Origin of the sequence: Erythrobacter sp. HKB08 (assembly GCF_004114695.1) — a bacterium.
Classification (GTDB): Bacteria; Pseudomonadota; Alphaproteobacteria; order Sphingomonadales; family Sphingomonadaceae; genus Parerythrobacter_A.
In genome coordinates this window covers 2234355-2254782 of record NZ_CP035310.1, presented here as the reverse complement: position 1 = coordinate 2254782, position 20428 = coordinate 2234355, and the positions used below count along the sequence as shown (strand labels likewise).

16 protein-coding genes and 1 riboswitch are annotated in these 20428 nt (G+C 65.2%); of the genes, 5 read left to right on the top strand and 11 right to left on the bottom strand.

What is annotated here, in order from left to right; translation table 11 throughout:
* Nucleotides 1-23 precede the first annotated feature (23 nt).
* The 10 genes from EO245_RS10840 to EO245_RS10795 all read right to left on the bottom strand — a co-directional run bounded on the left by EO245_RS10840 (nucleotide 24) and on the right by EO245_RS10795 (nucleotide 12771).
* Entirely contained in the window at nucleotides 24-440 is a 417-nt protein-coding gene (locus tag EO245_RS10840) for a VOC family protein (protein ID WP_128892942.1), read from the bottom strand.
* A 1-nt stretch (nucleotide 441) separates the two neighbouring features.
* Nucleotides 442-1257, bottom strand: a complete 816-nt coding sequence (locus tag EO245_RS10835; RefSeq protein ID WP_128892941.1) for a hypothetical protein — start codon at nucleotides 1255-1257, stop codon at nucleotides 442-444.
* Nucleotides 1257-2666, bottom strand: coding sequence for a dihydrolipoyl dehydrogenase (gene lpdA / locus EO245_RS10830; RefSeq protein WP_128892940.1), 1410 nt, complete (start codon nucleotides 2664-2666; stop codon nucleotides 1257-1259). The genes EO245_RS10835 and lpdA overlap by 1 nt, the downstream gene beginning before the upstream one ends.
* Nucleotides 2667-2764: 98 nt before the next feature.
* The gene (gene odhB, locus EO245_RS10825) at nucleotides 2765-3997 is read right to left on the bottom strand and encodes a 2-oxoglutarate dehydrogenase complex dihydrolipoyllysine-residue succinyltransferase (protein WP_128892939.1); all 1233 of its coding nucleotides are present in this window, start codon (nucleotides 3995-3997) and stop codon (nucleotides 2765-2767) included.
* 12 nt (nucleotides 3998-4009) lie between these two features.
* Nucleotides 4010-6853 carry a 2-oxoglutarate dehydrogenase E1 component gene (locus EO245_RS10820; protein ID WP_128892938.1) on the bottom strand — a complete coding sequence of 948 codons (2844 nt, stop codon included), beginning with the start codon at nucleotides 6851-6853 and terminating at the stop codon, nucleotides 4010-4012.
* A gap of 80 nt (nucleotides 6854-6933) precedes the next feature.
* Entirely contained in the window at nucleotides 6934-7824 is an 891-nt protein-coding gene (gene sucD / locus EO245_RS10815) for a succinate--CoA ligase subunit alpha (RefSeq protein ID WP_128892937.1), read from the bottom strand.
* 38 nt (nucleotides 7825-7862) lie between these two features.
* Nucleotides 7863-8837 carry a malate dehydrogenase gene (mdh, locus tag EO245_RS10810; protein WP_128892936.1) on the bottom strand — a complete coding sequence of 325 codons (975 nt, stop codon included), beginning with the start codon at nucleotides 8835-8837 and terminating at the stop codon, nucleotides 7863-7865.
* A gap of 287 nt (nucleotides 8838-9124) precedes the next feature.
* Nucleotides 9125-11089, bottom strand: a complete 1965-nt coding sequence (locus tag EO245_RS10805; RefSeq protein WP_128892935.1) for a bifunctional diguanylate cyclase/phosphodiesterase — start codon at nucleotides 11087-11089, stop codon at nucleotides 9125-9127.
* A 111-nt stretch (nucleotides 11090-11200) separates the two neighbouring features.
* A complete protein-coding gene (locus EO245_RS10800) occupies nucleotides 11201-11515 on the bottom strand; it encodes a hypothetical protein (RefSeq protein ID WP_128892934.1) in 315 nt (104 codons plus the stop codon).
* Nucleotides 11516-11613: 98 nt separating this feature from the next.
* Nucleotides 11614-12771, bottom strand: coding sequence for a cell wall hydrolase (locus tag EO245_RS10795; RefSeq protein ID WP_234026882.1), 1158 nt, complete (start codon nucleotides 12769-12771; stop codon nucleotides 11614-11616).
* Between the two features lie 184 nt (nucleotides 12772-12955).
* A riboswitch (cobalamin riboswitch) is annotated at nucleotides 12956-13143 on the top strand.
* A gap of 177 nt (nucleotides 13144-13320) precedes the next feature.
* On the opposite strand from EO245_RS10795, the gene EO245_RS10790 reads away from it, so the two are divergent.
* The 5 genes from EO245_RS10790 (at nucleotide 13321) to EO245_RS10770 (ending at nucleotide 18044) form a co-directional block, all read left to right on the top strand.
* Nucleotides 13321-15192 (top strand): TonB-dependent siderophore receptor, encoded by a 1872-nt coding sequence (locus EO245_RS10790; protein WP_234026881.1) that lies wholly within the window; start codon nucleotides 13321-13323, stop codon nucleotides 15190-15192.
* Nucleotides 15193-15281: 89 nt separating this feature from the next.
* On the top strand, nucleotides 15282-16064 hold the full coding sequence (locus tag EO245_RS10785; RefSeq protein ID WP_128892932.1) for an ABC transporter substrate-binding protein: 783 nt from the start codon (nucleotides 15282-15284) through the stop codon (nucleotides 16062-16064).
* Entirely contained in the window at nucleotides 16061-17014 is a 954-nt protein-coding gene (locus tag EO245_RS10780) for an iron ABC transporter permease (RefSeq protein ID WP_128892931.1), read from the top strand. Before EO245_RS10785 ends, EO245_RS10780 begins: the two co-directional genes overlap by 4 nt.
* Nucleotides 17014-17739 (top strand): ABC transporter ATP-binding protein, encoded by a 726-nt coding sequence (locus EO245_RS10775; protein WP_128892930.1) that lies wholly within the window; start codon nucleotides 17014-17016, stop codon nucleotides 17737-17739. The genes EO245_RS10780 and EO245_RS10775 overlap by 1 nt, the downstream gene beginning before the upstream one ends.
* 14 nt (nucleotides 17740-17753) lie before the next feature.
* Entirely contained in the window at nucleotides 17754-18044 is a 291-nt protein-coding gene (locus tag EO245_RS10770; protein WP_128892929.1) for a GCN5-related N-acetyltransferase, read from the top strand.
* Nucleotides 18045-18063: 19 nt separating this feature from the next.
* Here EO245_RS10770 and EO245_RS10765 read toward each other — a convergent pair whose 3' ends face one another.
* Nucleotides 18064-20304, bottom strand: coding sequence for a M3 family metallopeptidase (locus EO245_RS10765; protein ID WP_128892928.1), 2241 nt, complete (start codon nucleotides 20302-20304; stop codon nucleotides 18064-18066).
* Between the last annotated feature and the right edge of the window lie 124 nt (nucleotides 20305-20428).

The window sequence follows — 20428 nt, the reverse complement described above, 5'->3', positions numbered from 1 at the left end:
TGCAGCGTTGCAAGAACAAGGTGTTACCGGGCGAAGAGGTTCTCCGGGTTCGCCATCGCCTTCATCTCGATCGCATTGCCGCTAGGATCGCGGAAGAACATCGTCGCTTGTTCGCCCGGCTGCCCTTCGAAGCGGATGCAGGGTTCGATCTGGAATTTCGTCCCGGCCTTCGTCAGCCGCTCGGCTAGCTCCTTCCAGTCGTCCATGGTCAGCACGATGCCGAAATGCGGGACCGGCACGTCATGACCGTCGACTGCATTGCTCGCACGGTCGCCGGTTTCGACCGAAAGATGGGCGACGATCTGGTGGCCGTAGAAATCGAAATCGATCCATTCGTCCGACGAGCGGCCTTCCGGGCAACCCATGGTCTCGCCCCAGAACCGGCGCGCGGCTTCGAGGTCATGGACGGGGAAGGCGAGATGGAAGGGGCGCAGGCTCATGTCATTCTCCCGGGCGCAGGCTCAGCGCCAATCCATAGCCGAGGATCGGCGATGCGCCATAGCCAATCAGCACGCTGGGATAGTTCGACAGGATGGCCATGAGCGAGAAGCCGAAGAGCGTTCCAGCGAGGGCGAAGCGCTCGTGCTTCGGGCGCGCAAGCCCGTGCGACATGAGGTAGAAGCCCGCCACCAGTGCGAGCAACAGGCCGAGGGCCAATGCCGGCATCGCGCTCACCAGATCGACCAGAACGCGCTCGACGAACGGCTGGGCTGGGAGCTCGCCGCGTAGTGCCGCAAGGATGCCGGCGAAAAAGCCTGCGACGACGACCAGCCCGACCTTCCAGTCCCCTCGTGCCATGTAGATGCCGACCGCCGCGCCGGTGAGAGCGAACACGCTCGCCGCATCGGGCTGCCGAAGGGTCACGACCACCGCGAGACCGAGCCAGGCGGCGGCATAGTCGCCATCGCGCGATGCGAGGACGGCAAGAGCGGGGATGAACAGGCTGCCCGTGTGAAGCGTCACCGGACCCACCGAAATCCAGCGGGTTACGCCCGATACTTCCGGGCCGATGAGAAGCGGGAGGACTATCGCCGCTATGAGCGCCGTCATTGCCACGCGTGCGCCCCGCATCGAAAGGCGGGGGAGGCCGACGAGCACCAGGAGCATCGCGCCCGCAAGCGCAGCCGCGTTGGTCATCCAGTAGGCTTGCGGAGCGCCGAACGCGGCGAGATAGGCGATCCCTGCGAGGACAGGGATGCCAAGCGCGAGCAGCGCCGCCGTCTTGCCGGACAGCGACTGCCGCAGCGCGCTCGTCATCAGATGTGGATCGGCTTGCCCTGGACCGCCATCGCCGCTTCCTTGATCGCTTCGGAATGCGTCGGGTGGGCGTGGCAGGTGTAGGCGATGTCTTCGCTCGTTGCGCCGAATTCCATTGCTTGTGCAGCCTGGGCGATCATCGTGCCGGCGACGTTGGCAATTGCCCACACACCCAGCACGCGGTCGCTCTCGGCCTCGGCGATGATCTTCACGAAGCCGTCCGGCTCGTGGTTGGTCTTGGCGCGGCTGTTGGCCATCATCGGGAACTTGCCGACCTTGATCCTGGCCTTGTCGCCCATCTTCTCGATCGCTTCGGCCTCGGTCAGACCGACGCCGGCGAATTCGGGGAGGGTGTAGACGACGCCCGGAATGATGTCGTGGTTCACGATGCCGGTCTGGCCCGCGATATTCTCCGCACAGGCGATACCTTCGTCCTCGGCCTTGTGCGCCAGCATCGGACCCGGGACGACATCGCCGATGGCCCACACGCCGTCGACCTTGGTGCGGAAGTCGTGATCGGTTTCGATCTGCCCGCGCTGGTTGGTTTCGAGGCCGATGTTCTCAAGGCCCAGCCCGTCGGTGTTCGGCTTGCGGCCGATCGAGACGAGCACACAGTCCGCTTCGAGCGTTTCGCTGTCGCCGCCCGCAGACGGTTCGAGCGTGAGCGTGGCCTTCTTGCCCTTGACCTCGACGCCGGTGACCTTGGTCGAGAGACGCAGTTCCATGCCCTGCTTCTTGAAGATCTTGGCCGCTTCCTTGCGCACGTCGTCATCCATGCCCGGCAGCAGCTTGTCGAGGAACTCGACCACGACCACTTCCGCGCCGAGACGACGCCAGACCGAGCCGAGCTCCAGCCCGATCACGCCGCCGCCGATGACGACCATCTTCTTCGGCACCTTGGGCAGTTCGAGCGCACCGGTGGAATCGACCACCACGCCCTTGTCGTTGTCGACTTCGACACCCGGGAGCGGGGTCACGGACGAACCGGTCGCGATGATGACGTTCTTCGCGGTAACCGTCTCGTCGCCGACCTTGACCGTGTGCGCATCCTGGAAGGTGGCATGGCCCTTCTTCCAGTCGACCTTGTTCTTCTTGAACAGGAACTCGATGCCCTTGGTCAGGCCGCCGACAGCGTCGAGGCGCTGGGCGTGCATTTTGTCGAGGTTGAGCTTCGGCTTCACCTCGATGCCCATCTCTTCCATCGCGCCGTTCGCAGCCGCATCGTAGAATTCCGACGCGTGCAGCATGGCCTTCGAGGGGATGCAGCCGACGTTGAGGCAGGTCCCGCCAAGCGTATCGCGGCTTTCCGCGCAGGCGGTCTTCAGGCCCAGCTGCGCAGCGCGGATCGCGGCGACATAGCCACCCGGGCCAGCGCCAATGACGAGGACGTCGTAGTCGTATTCAGCCATTTCTCTTCTCTCGTCATCCCCGCGAAGGCGGGGATCCAGTTTGCACCCTCCGAAGCTGGATTCCCGCCTTCGCGGGAATGACGGAGGGCGCGAGTGAGTTACAAATCGATCAGCATCCGGGTCGGATCTTCGATCGCTTCCTTGATGATTTTCAGTGCGGTAACCGCCTCGCGGCCGTCGATCAGGCGGTGGTCGTAGCTCAGCGCGATGTACATCATCGGGCGGATTTCGACCTGGCCGTTGATCGCGACGGGGCGATCCTCGATCCGGTGGAGACCGAGAACGGCGCTCTGCGGCGGGTTGATGATCGGGGTCGACATGAGCGAACCGAACACGCCGCCGTTGGAAATGGTGAAGGTTCCGCCCTTCATGTCTTCCATCGTCAGCGTGCCTTCCTTGGCGCGCTTGCCGAAGTCGGCGATATCCTTCTCGATCTGCGCGAAGCCCTTGTCCTGCGCGTCGCGGATGACGGGCACGACGAGGCCGTTAGGCGCCGAGACCGCGACCGAGATGTCGACGTAGTCGTGATAAACGATCTCGTCGCCCTCGATATAGGCGTTGACTGCCGGCACGTCCTTCAGCGCAAGGCAGGCGGCCTTGGCGAAGAAGCCCATGAAGCCGAGACGGATGTCGTGCTTCTTGGCGAACAGGTCCTTGTACTTGGTGCGGGCCTCGATCACCGCCGTCATGTCGACGTCGTTGAAGGTGGTCAGCAGCGCAGCGTTCTCCTGCGCACCCTTGAGGCGCTTGGCGATCGTCTGGCGCATGCGCGTCATCTTGACGCGTTCCTCGCGGCGTTCACCGGTAGCGGCAGCTGCGGGGGCCGGGGCCGGAGCGCTGGTCGACGGGGCAGGGCTGTCACCCTTCGCCTTGGCCGCAGCGATCACGTCTTCCTTGGTCAGGCGGCCGTCTTTGCCGGTGCCCTTGATGGTCGTCGGATCGACGCCGTGTTCGAGCACCGCACGGCGCACCGCGGGGCTGAGCGTCTGCGAGGCATCGCCGCCGGCAGCGGGGGCCTCCTCGCGCTTCTCTTCGCCCTTGTCGGCCTGCTGTTCCTTACGGCCAGCCTCCTCGCCCTTGGCGGCGCCGGTTGCGCCTTCCTCGACGATGGCGATCACCGCGCCGACTTCGACCGTGTCGCCGACTTCGGCCTTGAGCTCCTGGATCACGCCAGCGACGGGGGAGGGGACTTCGACCGCGACCTTGTCGGTTTCGAGGCTCGCGATCGGTTCATCGACCGCAACCGCGTCGCCGGGCTGCTTGAGCCATTCGCCGATCGTGCCTTCGGCGACCGATTCACCGAGCGTGGGGACTTTGATTTCCGTGGCCATAATGCGTGTTCCTCAGGCCTTCTTCTTGGCTTTTGCGTTGCGGGCGGCTTTGCCGCCGTCGTTCAGTCCGAGCGCCATCGAGACGAGCGAGCGCTGCTGTTCCTCGTGCCGCTTGGCATAGCCCGTGGCGGGCGATGCGGCGACTTCGCGGCCGGCATAGCTCGGTCGCATGCCGGCATGTCCGGCCTCGGTGAGGGCTTCCTCGATCTTGCTTTCGACGAAGAACCACGAGCCGTTGTTCTTCGGCTCTTCCTGGCACCAGACGACGCTTTCGAGATTGGTCATGCGCTTCAGGCGCACCGCCAGCGGGTCGCCCGGGAAGGGGTAGAGCTGCTCGATGCGGACGATCGAAACGTCCTCGAGCCCTTCCTCGTCGCGCTTCTGCATCAGGTCGTAGGCGACCTTGCCCGAACACAGCACGAGGCGGCGGACCTTCTTGTCCGCGATCTCGGTCAGGTCGGACTTGATCCGCATGAAGTGATGCTCGCCCTGGAATTCCTCCGCGCTGCTCTTCGCCAGCGGGTGACGCAGCAGCGACTTGGGCGTCATGATGACCAGCGGCTTGCGGAACGGGCGCAGCATCTGGCGGCGAAGCACGTGGAAGTAGTTCGCCGGCGTGGTGATGTTGCAGACCTGGATATTGTCGTTCGCGCACAGCTGCAGGAAGCGCTCGAGACGGGCGGAGGAGTGCTCCGGACCCTGGCCTTCGTAGCCATGCGGCAGGAGCATCACGAGGCCGTTGGCGCGCAGCCACTTGGCCTCGCCGGACGCGATGAACTGGTCGATCATGATCTGCGCGCCATTTGCGAAGTCGCCGAACTGCGCTTCCCACAGGACCAGCGTCTTCGGGTCCGCCATGGCGAAACCGTATTCGAAGCCGAGCACGCCGTATTCGGACAGCGGGCTGTCGTAGACTTCGAACTTGCCGTGCGGCAGCTGGCAGAGCGGGATGTATTTGCGCTCGTCCTTCTGGTCGGTCCAGACGGCATGGCGCTGGCTGAAAGTGCCGCGGCCCGAATCCTGCCCCGACAGGCGCACGCCGTAACCTTCGGTCACGAGGCTGCCGAATGCGAGCGCTTCGGCGGTTGCCCAGTCGAAGCCTTCGCCGCTCGAGAACATCTCGCGCTTGGCGTCGATCACGCGGCCCAGCGTCTTGTGGATGGTCAGGTCGTCGGGAACCGTCGTCAGCGTGCGGCCGAGGCTGTCGAACAGCTTCTTCTCGATCGCAGTCTCGACGTTGCGGCGCGCGCTTTCCGGGTCGGCCGGCTTGTTGAGGCCTGCCCAGCGACCGCCGAACCAGTCTGCCTGGTTGGCCTTGTAGCTCTTCGCCGCGTCGAATTCTTCCTGCAGGTGATCGGAGAATTCATCGCGCAGCTGGGGCGCGGTGCCTTTTTCGATCACGCCTTCCTCGATCAGCTTGTCGGCATAGAGGAAGCTGACCTTCTTGTGGCTGCGGATCGCGTCGTACATCAGCGGCTGGGTGAACTTGGGCTCGTCGCCCTCGTTGTGGCCGAAGCGGCGATAGCACCACATGTCGATCACGATGTCGCGCTTGAAGGTCTGGCGGTATTCGACGGCCAGCTTGCAGGCGAAGGTCACTGCCTCCGGATCGTCGCCATTGACGTGCAGGATCGGCGCCTGGACGCCCTTCGCGATGTCGGACGGATAGGGCGAGCCGCGCGAGAACTTCGGCGCGGTGGTGAAGCCGATCTGGTTGTTGATGATGAAGTGGATGCAGCCGCCGGTGTTGTAGCCGTTGATGCCGGTAAGGCTGATGCTTTCCCACACGACGCCCTGGCCGGCGAAGGCCGCGTCGCCGTGGATCAGCACGGGCAGCACCTGCTCATGCGCGTCGAGATCGTCGCGGATAGCCTGCTGCGCGCGCGCCTTGCCGAGCACGACCGGATCGACCGCCTCGAGGTGCGAGGGGTTGGGGACGAGGCTCATGTGAACCTCGATACCGTCGAACTCGCGGTCGGTGCTGGTGCCGAGGTGATATTTCACGTCGCCGGAGCCGCCCACGTCTTCCGGATTGGCGCTGCCGCCGGAGAATTCGTGGAAGATGACCTTGTACGGCTTGCCCATCACGTTCGCGAGGACGTTGAGGCGGCCGCGGTGGGCCATGCCGTAGATGATCTCGCGCACGCCGAGCGCGCCGCCATACTTGATGACCGCTTCGAGCGCGGGGATCATGGATTCGCCGCCATCGAGGCCGAAGCGCTTGGTGCCGACGTATTTCTTGCCGAGGAAGTTCTCGTATTCCTCGCCGCGGATTACCGCCTGGAGGATCGCCTTCTTGCCTTCGTCGGTGAACTGGATCGTGTCTTCCGGGCTCTCGAACTTATCCTGCAGGAAGCGCCGTTCCTCGGTATCGGCGATATGCATGTATTCGAGGCCGACATTGCCGCAATAGGTCGCGCGCAGTGCCGCATATAGGTCGCGCACCTTGACCCATTCGAAGCCGAACACGCCGCCGACATAGACTTCCTTGTCTTCCTGGCCGGCAAAGCCGTGCCACTCGAGCGAGAGGTCTTCCGGCTCGTCGCGATGGGCGAGGCCGAGCGGGTCGAGATTGGCCGCGAGGTGACCGCGCACGCGGTAGAGCCGCACGAGCAGCATCGCGCGGATGGAATCGCCAGCGGCTTCCTCGATCGCCTTGGGGTCGGTCGGCTTGCCGGCCTTGGCCGCAGCAGCAGCGACCGCGAGCTTCATCTGCGTCGGGTCGAGAGCCTGGGTCAGGTCGGCATCGCTGTCCGATACCGTGGCGAGCCAGCCCGGGTTGCCCCAACTGGGTCCGGGCTGCGGGCCTTCCTGGTCGGAAAGCTCGGGGAGGAAGGTCTGGTTTTCGTTGCCCATGGTCAGGTCACCTCTTGGAACCAATGACCGAACCGGCTTTGCGCTCCCGGGGAGGAGATGCGCTCAGCGCCGGTTATCGGTCAGGCGAGTTCCTTCAACAGTGCGTCGAGGGTCGTGCCGAGTTCGCTCGGGCTCGGGGAAACGCGGATGCCCGCCGCTTCCATCGCCGCGATCTTGTCTTCCGCGCCGCCCTGGCCGCCGGAGACGATCGCCCCTGCGTGACCCATGCGGCGGCCCGGAGGCGCCGTGCGACCGGCGATGAAACCGACCATCGGCTTCTTGCGGCCCTTGGCTGCTTCCTGCTTGATGAACTCGGCCGCTTCTTCTTCCGCGCTGCCGCCGATCTCGCCGATCATGATGATCGACTTGGTGTCGTCGTCGTCGAGGAACATGTCGAGCACGTCGATGAAGTTGGTGCCGTTGACCGGGTCGCCGCCGATGCCGACCGCGGTGGTCTGGCCGAGGCCGACCATGGTCGTCTGGTGGACGGCTTCATAAGTCAGCGTGCCCGAACGCGAGACGACGCCGACGCTGCCTTTCTTGAAGATCGAGCCCGGCATGATGCCGATCTTGCACTCGCCCGGCGTCAGGACGCCCGGGCAGTTCGGACCAATCAGGCGCGACTTGGAACCCTGCAGCGCGCGCTTCACGCGCACCATGTCGAGCACCGGGATGCCTTCGGTGATGGTGACGATCAGTTCCATCTCGGCATCGATCGCTTCGAGGATCGCATCGGCCGCGAAGGGCGGCGGCACGTAGATGCACGATGCGGTCGCGCCGGTTTCGGCCTTGGCTTCACGCACGGTGTTGAACTGCGGAATGCCGATGTGGTCGGTGCCGCCTTTGCCCGGCGTCACACCAGCAACCATCTGCGTCCCGTAATCGAGCGCCTGCTGGGTGTGGAAGGTGCCGGTGTTACCGGTCATCCCCTGGGTGATGACCTTGGTGTCTTTGTTTACGAGAATGGACATTATTTAGCCTCTCCTGATCGGAATTCAGTACCTGCCGCTCAGGCGAGCGAGCTATCCATGCCCTTGCAGGCTTCGAGCAGTTCTTCGACCGCGTCGGTGGAGACCTTGAGGTTGGCCTTTTCCTCGTCCGACAGTTCGATCTCGACCACGTCTTCGATGCCGTTCGCGCCGATCACTGCGGGCACGCCGACATAGAGGCCGTCGAGGCCGTACTTGCCGTCGACATAGGCCGCGCACGGCAGGATGCGCTTCTGGTCGCCGAGATAGGCTTCGGCCATGCTGATCGCGCTGGTCGCCGGCGCGTAGTAGGCCGAGCCATTGCCGAGCAGCTGGACGATTTCGCCGCCACCGCCGCGGGTACGCTTGACGATGTCGTCGATGCGATCGGGCGAGACGCCCTTGATCTTGGCGTAGTCGTTGACCGGGATGCCGTTGATCGTGGTGTAGCTGGTGACCGGGACCATGGTGTCGCCGTGGCCGCCGAGGACGAAGGCGTTCACGTCCTTCACCGAGCAGCCGAATTCCCATGCAAGGAAGGTCGCGAAGCGCGCACTGTCGAGCACGCCTGCCATCCCGACCACCTTGTTGTGCGGCAGGCCGGAGAATTCGCGCAGCGCCCAGACCATCGCGTCGAGCGGGTTGGTGATGCAGATCACGAATGCGTCGGGGCAGTTGTTCTTGATGCCTTCGCCGACCGACTTCATGACCTTGAGGTTGATGCCGAGCAGGTCGTCGCGGCTCATGCCGGGCTTGCGGGGGACGCCGGCGGTGACGATCACCACGTCTGCGCCTGCGATGTCGGCATAGTCGTTCGACCCGGTGATCTTGGCGTCGAAGCCTTCGATCGGGCCGCACTGGCTGAGGTCGAGCGCCTTGCCCTGGGGCATGCCTTCGGCGATGTCGAACAGGACGATGTCGCCCATTTCCTTCTTCGCAGCGAGGTGGGCGAGGGTGCCGCCGATCATACCGGCGCCGATGAGGGCAATCTTCTTGCGTCCAACGGTCTGGGCCATATTCCGGAATCCGTCCTTCCAAAACCATGCGGGACCGGTGGATCCGAGCCGATTGGCGCACGCCCGCGTCCCGCGAGGAAGCAGCGCCCGGCAGTTGGCAAGCGACCTAGGCCCCTCAGGATGCGAATGCAACCGTCAAAAGGCCGTGCTACAGACTTATTTTTGATAATAGTTCGCAATTGCAATAAAGGCGTTCGGCCGAGCGAAAGCGTGCCTGCGAACCCGCGGAGATCAGTTGGGAAATGCGACAGGCGCGTGCCGGTTCCGGACCGGCCGCGAAAAGCCGATCAGGCGACGGCCTTCGACGGTCCGTCCTCGCCGCGTTCCTTGGCGAGCAGCATGGTCGCGAGATAGTCGGGCACGGCGCGGCTGAAGTGATAGCCCTGGCCGAGCGTACAGCCCGCATCGCGCACGATTTCGACCTGCTCGACCGTCTCGATGCCTTCGGCCACGATATCCATGTCGAGTTTCGAGCCGAGTTCCGCCACGGCGCGGATGATCGCGTCGCTTTTCGTGCCGACATCCGGGCCGGAGACGAAGCTGCGGTCGACCTTGATCTTCTTGAACGGATATTTGTGGATGTAGCTGAGCGAGGAATAGCCCGTGCCGAAATCGTCGAGCGCGAAACGGATGCCTTCCTTCGAGAGGTCCTCGATGAAGTATTCGGTCGCGTTGTCGTCGTCGAGGAAGACGCTTTCGGTGACTTCCAGCTCGAGGCGCTTGGGATCGAGCCCGGCATTGCGAAGCGCGTTGATGATACCGAGCGCGGCGCCCGGAGCCTTGATCTGCAGCGGCGACAGGTTGACCGCGACGGTCACGTCTTCTGGCCACTGGGCAGCGGCCTTGGCGGCCTGCGTGGTAATCCAGTTGCCGAGCGTGACGATAACGCCGGTTTCCTCTGCCACGGGGATGAATTCGTCGGGGCGCAGTTCGCCCTTTTCCGGGTGGAACCAGCGCACCAGCGCCTCGAAAGTGCGGATCTTGCCGGTTTCGAGATCGACGATCGGCTGGAAAAAGATCGACAGCTCGTCCTTGAGGATCGCGGCACGCAGTTCGGCTTCGATCTCGCGGCGACGCACCAGGTCGCGGCTCATCGAGGTGTGGTAGAAGCAGGTCTGCTTCCGGCCGTTGACCTTGGCGTGGTAGAGCGCGAGGTCGGCGTTCTGCATCAGCGTGTCGGCATCGAGCCCGTCGTCGGGCAGCATGGCGATGCCGATCGATGCGCCGACTTCCATCCGGTCGCCGTCGAGGCGGATCGGACGCATGATCTCGGCATGGATTTCGCTCGCCAGCTTCTCGCACTCGCGGCGGTTCTCGACTTCGCAGAAGATGACGAACTCGTCGCCGCCGAAGCGGGCAACGGAAGCTTCGTCCGGAGTGACTTCCTTCAGCCTGCGCGCGGTTTCGACGAGCACGCGGTCGCCGACCGGGTGGCCGAGCAGGTCGTTCACTTCCTTGAACCGGTCGAGGTCGACCCAGAATACGGCGAGCATCTGGTCGTCGGCAATCTGCGTCAGGCGCTCGACGATCTCGTGGTTGAGGCCCGCGCGGTTTGCGAGGCCGGTCACGACGTCGGTGCGCGCGAGGATGCGCATTTTTTCCGCCATGCGCTCCGATTCCTCGGCAGAAGCGATGCTGTCGCGCAGGACCTTGAAGATGTTGAGCATGATCGAGGCCATCGCCGGGATCAGCAGGATGATCGTCGCCCCGAGGAACAGGAGCGGTGCATCGCCGATGATAAGGCAGACGGTGAAAATCGGTGCGCAGACGAGGATCAGCTGGCCGAGTGCAATGCTCGGGCGGCCGGCGTTACGACCGCAGATGCCGACGCCGTAGCATAGGGCATTGGCGACGATTGCGACTTTCAATGTCGCGCCGGCGTCGATGAGCAGCGTCAGTGCGGCGATCGTGCCGAGCAGGAAGGAGTAGGTGAACGCCCCGATCTCGTAGAGAATCTCGAGCTGGCGGGTCGAGCGATGGGTCTTGTCAGGCGAAAGGCCGATGCCTGCCGCGACGCGGGCGATCGCCACCACGGTCAGAGCCACGGTGAGGATGATGATCCCCGTCGAACCGGACTGGTAGGCAACGATCGAAGAGGCGACGATGCCGGCGGCGGCACCCAAAGCAAGGCTCGAAGGCTGGGTGTAGAGCGTGCGCACGAGGGTGCGCCTGACCCTTTCGGTCAGGGCGTCATCGTGCATGAGACGGATCAGTCCCTTGCGCACCTGCTTAACGATCCGGGCCTTGGCCATTCGCCCGCGATAACGCCAAGAGGTTCCCGTCGGGTTAACGCCTTAATTACCAAAAACGACAGGGTATTCCGGCAATATGCCGGTCACCCGTGTCCTTCGGGAATATTGGGATCAGAGCGTGTCGCTGAGCGCTTCGCGGCGTTCGACCTGCTCGGCAACGCGCCGGTCGAGCGTGCGGCAGATGCCGAGCCACCAGTCGTAGCTCTCGCGATCGCCGGCGAAGAAGGCTTTCTCGGCCTCATCCCGTGCCGCCTGGGCAGCCCCCAGGCCATGCTTTGCGAAGTGGCGGAGCGTTGCCTGGAGCTGGCGGTCGCTGAAGACGCTGTCGCCATTGTCGTTCGCGATCGGTCCCAGGTCCGGACGGCGCAGGATGCGGGCCACAACGGAGCGCTCTGGCTTGCGGGCGGCGGCAAAGTGAACCGTCATGCGGAGTGATACCTTCTGATCGCGAAAATTCGGCGTGATGGCAGCCTGTTAGCGCCGCTCACGCTAAGGCTTGGTGAGGTATCAAGGTTGAGCCGAGGTTAATTGCCCGGCGGGTTTTTCGCGGCCGGCGCGCCCGGTTCGCGCAGCCAGCGGCCAGAGTTCGCATATTCCGGCTTCACGCCGCCCGATGCAGGGAGGTTTTCGGCAGTGAAAGCCTTGTCGCCGCCGCGGGCCTCCACATCGCTCGAATAGGCCGGAGCTGCCGCCCGCGCGGGTGCCCGTGAGGGTGCGAGCGAGCGATTCTCGGCCTCTGCCTTCGCCCGCGCTTCTTCGTAGGCCTTGGCGAGCGCGAGCGGATCGGCTGCATCCTTCGCCGTGTCGCTTGCCGAGGCGGCGCGCAGGTTGGGGGCAGGGATGCCCTCAGCCCCGCGATAGGCGGCGGTGAAGGCACCCGGTTTGCCCGCAGCGCCGCGCCAGCGGTAGAAGCGGTGCGCGCCGATCGTGCCGACATGGTCGAGGCTCGGCGCCCAGTAGGGATAGATCCAGACCGTGTGATAGTGCGTGGCGAGGCCGACCGGCGCATAGACGCTGCCGGAAAGCGCGTCCTGCGCGACCATGCGGGCGCGCGACCACGCGGCGGGAGAAGGCTTGCGCCGTAGCGAACCGTCGCAGGTGAAGCTGAACTGGCAGCCCGTCGTGCGCTCGCTGCCCTGGAAGACGACGCCGCAGACATTGTTCGGATAGCTCGGATGCGCAACGCGGTTGAGCACCACCTGCGCCACCGCGCGCTGGCCGCCGATCGCCTCGCTCGCCGCCTCGTAATAGATCGCCTGCGTCATGCATTGCAGCGCGCGGGCCTTGTCGAGACCGGTGCCGCCGCCTGCGAATGCTCGCGCTGCGGGGCCGGCGCGGCTCGCCGCGAGTTCTTCCACCGCATCGAGATCGCCGGTGCCGGAAATGTCGAACAGCAGCGTATCCTGCTCCTCGAAATCGTAAGCGAGGCGCGGCTGGTCCTCGAGGTAGTAGAAGGCCGAGCCCGGAAAGCTCTCGCCCGGTGTTTCGAACGGCATGGGGGCGGCGGTTTCCGCCATCATCGCTTCGGTCGCGGGCCGTGCGAAAGGTTGCCAGTCGGACGGAGCCGCGAAAGCCGGGACCGCGACCACCGCTGCGAGCGCCAGCAGACGGCGACCGCGATGCGGCGCAGGCGCGCGGCGGCGCGGCTGGCGGCGGTCGTTTCTGGTCGGGCGTTTGGTCACTTGGCTCTTTCGTCTCGCGGTGTCGGGTCGCGCCGTGGCGCGTATCGTGCCCTCGTCATTCACGCGAGGGGCATGTCGGCACCCGTCCCTTGGCGGAACAGCTTGCAAAGAGCGGTTAAGGCCGATGGTTGTGATGGAGTGAATCGCGCGCCTCGGGCTTGCCCGCGCGGTGAAGCGGGCCTAGGGGCGATTCCGTGTCACGGGTTGCCGGTGAGAGCCGGCCTAAGAGGGAAGGAGGTGACAATCCTCCGCTGCCCCCGCAACTGTGACCGGGGAGCGATCCCGCCAAATGCCACTGTCCGATGGATGGGAAGGCGGCGGGAAAGCGTCGATCCGGGAGCCAGGAGACCTGCCCGAGATGCGTCGTTCGGCCGCGGGCGGGGTGTACCGATGGCAAACGGGGGAGCGCCGAATTCGCGGTGCTCGCTTCCGTCATGAGCGACTTCGTTCATGACAGGAGGTTCAGTGCGTAAATATCTGTTTCTTGGTGCTTCTCTTATAGCCTTCGCAAGTCCGGCGATCGCCCAGGACGTGATAGGCGAGGAGGAGTTGTCCACCGCCGGCTACGACCCGCTCCCGGGCACGCAGACACAGGAAGACAAGATCACCATTACCGCGACCGGTACGCGGATCGAGGTCGAGGATACCGGGCAGCCCGTCGCCATTTTCGATGCGGAAGATATCGCCGAGGTGCAGGGCGCGGACCTGACCCGTGTCCTGCGCCGCGCGCCGGGCGTGACGTTCGCCCGCAACGGCGGGATCGGCAGCTTTACAGGCGTGCGCGTGCGCGGAGCCGAGGCCGAGCAACTGCTCACCATCGTCGACGGCGTGCGCATGTCCGATCCGGCTGCGCCCGGTGGCGGCTTCGATTTCGGAAACCTGCTTGCGGGCAATCTCGAAAAGATCGAACTGCTGCGCGGCTCGAACAGCACTGTGTGGGGATCGGACGCGATCGGCGGTGTGCTCGTCGCCTCGACCCGTGCCGAAAGCCGCATTCTCGCCAGCGCAGAATATGGCGCGCGCGACACGGTGAACCTGTCCGCGAGCGGAGGCATCGGCGGGGATGGCGGCTTTCTTGGCGCGAGCGGGAGCTACTTCCGCACCGACGGCTTCTCGGCCGCTGCGAACGGCACCGAGGCCGACGGGTTCGAGCAATGGACCGTCAACGGGCAGGGCAGGCTCTACCTGTCCTACGAATGGGAGCTCTTCGCTCGCGCGCGCTATGCGGAAGGCGAGCTGGAGATCGACGGTTTCCCGTTCCCCTCCTTCACCCTCGCAGACACGGACGAATTCCAGAAAACCCGCCAGCTGTCCGGCGCGGCCGGTGCGATCTACGACGGCGGGCCGCTGTTCGTGCAGGCGAACTATTCCTTCGCCGACACCGCGCGCGACAATTTCGACCCGGCGTTCGGCAGCGCCCCGGGCTTCACCAGCGATGGCCGCTCCGATCGCATCGAAGTGAAAGGCGAATGGCGCCCGATCGGCCCGCTGCTGGTCAATTTCGGCGCGGAGAACGAGTGGCTCGAATACGAGACGCTGTTCGATGCGGGCAACGACACGAGTATCTTCGGTGCCTATGCGCAGCTCGGCATCGAGTTCGGCGGACTGTCGGCGCACGCAGGCGGGCGGTTCGACGATCATGCCCGCTTCGGCAGCGCCGCGAGTTTCGGGGCAGACGTGAGCTACGAGATTGCCGCCAACCTGCGGCTCAAGGCGAGCATCGGCGAGGGTTTCAAGGCGCCGACGCTGTTCCAGCTGTTCAGCGATTTCGGCAACGAGACGCTCGTGCCCGAACAAAGCACCAGCTTCGACATCGGCATCGCCTACAAGAACCGCGGCTGGCTCGACTATGCCGGCTTCACCCTGTTCCGCCGCGATACCGAGAACCTGATCGATTTCGTCTCCTGCTTCGGCGTGACGGGTGGCATCTGCACCGACCGTCCGTTCGGCACCTATGACAATGTCGGGCGCACGCGCGCGCAGGGTTTCGAACTCGAAGCGGGCAAGAGGCTTGGCGACAAGCTGCAACTGCGCGCAGCCTATGCCTATATCGATAGCGAGAACCGCACCTCCGGCTCGCCGAACGAAGGCAATGTCCTTGCCCGCAGGCCGCAGCACGCGCTGACGCTTTCGGCGGATTACCAGCTGCAGGAGCGATGGGTGTTCGGCCCGACGCTAGGGGCGGAAATGCGTTTCGTATCCGACAGCTTCGACGATGCGGCCAACAGCGTTGCGATCGACGATTTCGTGGTGATCGACCTGCGCGTCGTGAAGCCGGTGCTGATGCTGGATCGTGCGAAGCAGCACACGCTCGACCTGTTCGCGCGCGTCGAGAATGTGACGGATGCGGACTACCAGACGGCGGCTGGATATGCCTCGCCCGGGCGGGGCGTGTTCGTCGGGGTACGGACGGGGTTGTGAACCTTCCGCCTCCCTCGTCATCCCCGCGAAAGCGGGGGTCCAGGGCTAGCCGGGCACTGCTCCAGCTCTGGATTCCCGCCTGCGCGGGAATGACGCTGGCTGGATGCGCTGCTCCTGAAGCGCGCGAACCGGCAAACCACGAACGCCCGACCATCGTCAGCCTCAACCCCTGCACCGATGCCGTGCTTGCCGAGATTGCCGAGCCTTCGCAGCTGCTCGCGATCTCGCACTACAGCCATGATCCGGCGGCAAGTTCGATGGACGCGGCCAAGGCGCGCCGGTTCCGGTCCACCGGAGGCACGGTGGAGGAAGTGCTGGCGCTCGACCCGGACGTGGTGGTCGCGGGCAGCTTCCTGCCGCCCGCGACACGCGCGGCGTTCGAGGATCTCGGCGTGCGGGTCGAGACGTTCGGTATGGCGGCATCGGTCGACGAGAGCATCGCGCAGGTCGAGCGGTTGGGCGCTATCGCGGGTAAGGAACAGGCAGCACAGCAACTCGCCGGTTCGATCGCCAGCGCAGCACAGCCCGATCAATCCGGCGACAGGCTCAGCGCCGTCCTGTGGCAACCCGGCGGTATCGTGCCGGGCGAGACGACGCTCGTCTCCGACCTGATGCGCCGTGCAGGCCTCACCAGCCACAGCGCGGCGAGCGGGCTGGGGCAGGCGGATTACCTCTCGCTCGAAGCCCTGCTGGCCGATCCGCCCGAGGTGCTGCTGGTGGCGGGGCGCGAGCGATCGCAGGCGCATCCTTCGCTCGCAGCGCTCTCCGACATGCGGACCGAGCGTTTCGACGCCTCGCTGCTATACTGCGGCGGGCCGACGATTATCCGTGCGATGGAGCGGCTGCGCGCCATCAGGAGGCAGGCGGCATGAACCGCGCCTCGCTCATCCTCCTCGGCCTGATCGCTGTTGTGCTGCCCGTGTCGCTGCTGGCGGGGCGCGTGTGGATCGATCCGGCAGAGACGCCCAATGCGGCGATCATCCTTGCCGAACTGCGCTTGCCCCGCTCGCTGCTGGCACTCGTCATCGGGGCGGGGCTGGGGGCGGCAGGTGCGGCGATGCAGGGCTATTTGCGCAACCCGCTGGCCGATCCGGGCCTGTTCGGCATCGCTCCCTCGGCAGCACTGGGCGCGGTTGCGAGCTTCTGGTTCGGGTACCAGGCGCAGCCCTGGACCTTGCCGTTGCTCGCCCTGCTCGGGGCAGGCGGCGCAATGGCCCTGTTGGCACTGATCGCCGGGCGCACCGGGGGCATCGCCCTGTTCACGCTGGCGGGCCTGATGATCGCGAGCCTCGCCGGCACGCTGACGAGCCTTGCGATTTCGATGGCGCCCAATGCCTTCGCCATGAGCGAGATCGTCGGCTGGCTGATGGGCGCGCTGACCGACCGCAGCTGGCGCGACCTGTGGCTTGCCGCGCCGCTGACCTTTGCGGGGATCGGCTTGCTCGCATTTCTCGGGCGCGATCTCGATGCGCTGATCCTCGGCGACGCGGCGGCACGTTCGCTCGGCATGGACGAGCGGCGCGTGCTCTTCCTGCTGATCGGCGGTGTCGGCCTCACCGTGGGGAGCGGCGTCGCGGTTGCAGGCATCATCGGCTTCGTCGGCCTCATCGTCCCGCATCTCGTGCGGCCCCTGACCGACAGGCGACCATCGCAGCTCGTCCTGCCGAGCGCGCTTGCCGGAGCCTTGTTGGTGCTGGTGGCGGATAGCGCGGTGCGTATCCTGCCGACGGTCACCGAATTGCGGCTCGGCATCGCGCTCAGCCTGATCGGTGCGCCGTTTTTCCTCCACCTGCTGGTGAAAATGCGGCGGGGGCTGGCCTGATGCTGGAGACACGCGGAGCGACCGTCGCTGGCCGGATCGAGCAGGTGTCGACCTCGCTCAAACCGGCGAAGATCACCGCGATCTGCGGGCCGAACGGGGCCGGCAAGTCGACCCTGCTCGAAGTGCTGGCCGGCCTGCTGGCGACCGACGCGGGCACGGCTCATCTAAACGGGCAGGACATCGCGGCAATCGCACCGCGCGAGCGGGCAAAGCGCATCGGCTATTTGCCGCAGCAGGGCGAGGTCGCATGGGACGTTTCGGTGCGCAACCTCGTCGCACTCGGACGCCTGCCGCACCGCGACCGGGGAGAGCTGGCGATCGAGCGCGCGCTCGCCGCGACCGACTGCCTGGGCCTTGCCGACCGCCCGGCTTCGCGTCTCTCGGGTGGCGAGAAAGCGCGGGCGTTGCTGGCTCGCGTGCTGGCGGGCGAGCCCGACTGGATCCTCGTCGACGAGCCTTTCGCAGCGCTCGATATCGGTCACCGGATCGCTTTGATGGACGTGTTGATGGACCAGGTCGAGGCGGGCAAGGGCGTGGTCATGGTGGTCCACGACCTCGCGCTCGCGATGAACCATGCCGACCGGGTCATCGTGCTCGACAATGGGCGGGTCCATGCCGATGCCGAGCCCGACCTGGCGCTGTCGCCGCAGGTCCTGCGCGATGTGTGGGATGTCGGCGGCGAGTGGGTCGGCCAGACCGGCGGACAGGCACTCATCGCCTACTGAGCCGTTGGGCGGGCATGGCCAGCCCCGATCTCGTCGATGAATGGTTCGCACTGACTCGCGAGAAGATGCCCGCTCTTGCCGAGGAACGCGGCTGGCCGGTGCGCTTCGATCACTGCTTCCAGCGTATCCTGCTCGACAATGCAGTCGGCGGGCCGTGGCGCGAGCATATCGTGCCGCCCGCCTACAGGAATGCCCCTGACGACCTGCTCAAACGGGCGCTGGATACGGGACGAGCGGCGATCGAGGGCGAGGCGGACCTCGCGGCTCTCAATCGCCGCTCGCTCGAATGGCGGGGCAAGCTCTAGGGCTCGCCCCGCATATCGCTTACTTCGAGACCGTGCTCGCCGGCAGCTTGCCGTCAGAGGCGGTGCTGTCCGCCGCTTCGTCGCTGCCTGTGAGGCCGCGTGCGACCAGCATCGGCGTCACGTCGGGCGCGCGACCGAGGAAGTTCTCGAACATCTTGAAGTAGTCCATCGTACCGCCGCGGCTGAGCACGGTCGCGCGGTAGTGGTCGCCGTTTTCACGGGTCAGACCGCCATTGTCGAGGAACCACTGGCGGCTGTCGCGGTCGAGCATCTCGGTCCACAGGTAGCTGTAGTAGCCCGAGCTGTAGCCGGTCGACGAGCTGAAGATGTGATTGAAATAGCTGCTGCGATAGCGCGGCGGGACGAGATCGATCTCGAGGCCGAGCTCTTCGAGCGACTTGCGCTCGAACGCGTCCACTTCCTCAGGCGTGTTGATCGCGGCAGCCTGTTCCGGGCTCAGCGCGTGCCACTTCATGTCCAGCAGGGCGGCTTCGACGACTTCGCCGAAATCGTAGCCCTGGTTGAACTTGGCGGCGCGTTCGATCTTCTCGATCAGCTCCTGCGGGATGGTCTCGCCGGTTTCGTAGTGCTTGGCGTAGTTCTGCAGCACTTCCGGATAGGTGGCCCACAGCTCGTTCACCTGGCTCGGATACTCGACGAAGTCGCGAGCGGTCGCCGTGCCGGAGAGCGAGGCATACTTCTGGTCCGCGAAGAAGCCGTGCAGCGCATGGCCGAATTCGTGGAACAGCGTGTTGACGTTGTCGAAGCTGACCAGCTGCGGTTCGCCTTCGGGCGCCTTCGGGATGTTGAGCACGTTGTAGATGACCGGCTTCTGGTCATACAGGTAGCTCTGGTCGACGAAGTTGCTCATCCACGCGCCGCCGCGCTTGGACGGGCGCTGGTACGGGTCGAAGTAGAAGATGCCGAGCTCGCTGCCGTCCTTGTCGAACACCGTGTAGGTGGTCACGTCCGGGTGATAGACCGGCAGGTCGGTGCGCTTCTCGAACGACAGGCCGTAAAGCTTGTTCGCAGCGAAGAAGATGCCGTTTTCGAGCACGGAGTTGATCTCGAAATACGGCTTCACCGCGTTTTCATCGAGGTCGTACTTCTCCTTGCGGACCATCTCGGCGTAGCGATACCAGTCCCACGGCTTCACTTCGAAGTCGCCGCCTTCTTCCTCGATCTTGGCATTGAGCATGGCCGCCTCGCGCCGCTGCGTTGCGGCGAGGGCGGGGACCATCTGCTCCATGAAGTCGAGCGCGGTGCGCGGCGTCTTCGCCATGCGGTCGTACATCACATAGCTCGCCCAGTCGGGCTGGCCGAACAGGGCGGCTTTCTGCGCACGCAGCTGGGCGATCTTGGCGATCAGCTCGCGCGTGTCGTTCTTGTCGCCCATCACCGCACGGTCGTGGCTGAGGGTGAAGAGCTTCTCGCGAACGGCGCGGTTTTCGAGGTTCGGCAGCGAAGGCTGCTGGGTGGTGTTCTGCAGGGCGATGGCGAACTTGCCTTCCATGCCCTTGTCGGCAGCGAGCTTGGCCGCAGCCTCGATCTCGCCATCGGACAGGCCGGCCAGTTCCTCGCGCGTGTCGACGATCAGCGCGTTTTCGACCGTCGCCGCGCGCACGCGCTGGCTGAACTCGGTCGTCAGCGTCGAAAGCTCGGTGTTGATCGCGCGGACCTGTTCCTTCTCGGCATCGGTCAGCAGCGCGCCTGCCTGGACCATGCTCTCGTAGGTTTCCTCGAGCAACACGGCATCTTCCGGCTCCATCGTCATCGCGGCACGGTTGTCGTAGATCGCCTTCACGCGGGCGAAGAGAACCGGGTCGAGCGTGATCGAATCCGAGTGTGCAGCCAGCTTCGGGCCGATTTCGGCCTGCACCGCATCGAGCGTGTCGTTGGTGTTCGCGCCGGTGAGGGCGAAGAACATGGTCGCGACGCGGCCGAGCATCTGGCCCGAGGTTTCGAGCGCGACGATGGTGTTCTCGAAGGTCGGCGCAGCCGGGTTCGCCTTGATCGCTTCGATCTCGGCCTTGTGGATGGTCATCGCCTGCTCGAACGCGGGCAGGTAGTCGTCATCCGACACCTGGGTGAAATCGGGCGCGTAGAACGGCAGGTCGCTGCGCTCGGCGAAGTAGCCGGTCGCCTGCGGGATTTCGACGGTCTGGGTCGCGGCGGTCTCGACCGGTGCCTCGGCGGCGTAGGTCGAACAGCCTGCAAGAATGAGTGCGAGGCCGGAGGTGGCCAGGATGTGGGCCTTCATAAAGTCTCCCATAGGGTGTGTTCTTCGGGCATCGGACGATGCCGGGATGTGAAATGCCTTAGCTAGCGGCGCTTGAACCGGAGATTGCTCGCAAAAGCAAGATGGCCCCGTCGAAGGGGCCATC

Coding starts and splice junctions, on each gene's coding strand:
- EO245_RS10805 (WP_128892935.1), bottom strand. CDS start 11,089: ATGGCCAAGGCCCGGATCGTTAAGCAGGTGCGCAAGGGACTGATCCGT.
- EO245_RS10820 (WP_128892938.1), bottom strand. CDS start 6,853: ATGGGCAACGAAAACCAGACCTTCCTCCCCGAGCTTTCCGACCAGGAA.
- EO245_RS10770 (WP_128892929.1), top strand. CDS start 17,754: ATGGCCAGCCCCGATCTCGTCGATGAATGGTTCGCACTGACTCGCGAG.
- EO245_RS10780 (WP_128892931.1), top strand. CDS start 16,061: ATGAACCGCGCCTCGCTCATCCTCCTCGGCCTGATCGCTGTTGTGCTG.
- EO245_RS10785 (WP_128892932.1), top strand. CDS start 15,282: ATGACGCTGGCTGGATGCGCTGCTCCTGAAGCGCGCGAACCGGCAAAC.
- mdh (WP_128892936.1), bottom strand. CDS start 8,837: ATGGCCCAGACCGTTGGACGCAAGAAGATTGCCCTCATCGGCGCCGGT.
- sucD (WP_128892937.1), bottom strand. CDS start 7,824: ATGTCCATTCTCGTAAACAAAGACACCAAGGTCATCACCCAGGGGATG.
- EO245_RS10800 (WP_128892934.1), bottom strand. CDS start 11,515: ATGACGGTTCACTTTGCCGCCGCCCGCAAGCCAGAGCGCTCCGTTGTG.
- EO245_RS10840 (WP_128892942.1), bottom strand. CDS start 440: ATGAGCCTGCGCCCCTTCCATCTCGCCTTCCCCGTCCATGACCTCGAA.
- EO245_RS10765 (WP_128892928.1), bottom strand. CDS start 20,304: ATGAAGGCCCACATCCTGGCCACCTCCGGCCTCGCACTCATTCTTGCA.
- odhB (WP_128892939.1), bottom strand. CDS start 3,997: ATGGCCACGGAAATCAAAGTCCCCACGCTCGGTGAATCGGTCGCCGAA.
- lpdA (WP_128892940.1), bottom strand. CDS start 2,666: ATGGCTGAATACGACTACGACGTCCTCGTCATTGGCGCTGGCCCGGGT.
- EO245_RS10835 (WP_128892941.1), bottom strand. CDS start 1,257: ATGACGAGCGCGCTGCGGCAGTCGCTGTCCGGCAAGACGGCGGCGCTG.
- EO245_RS10775 (WP_128892930.1), top strand. CDS start 17,014: ATGCTGGAGACACGCGGAGCGACCGTCGCTGGCCGGATCGAGCAGGTG.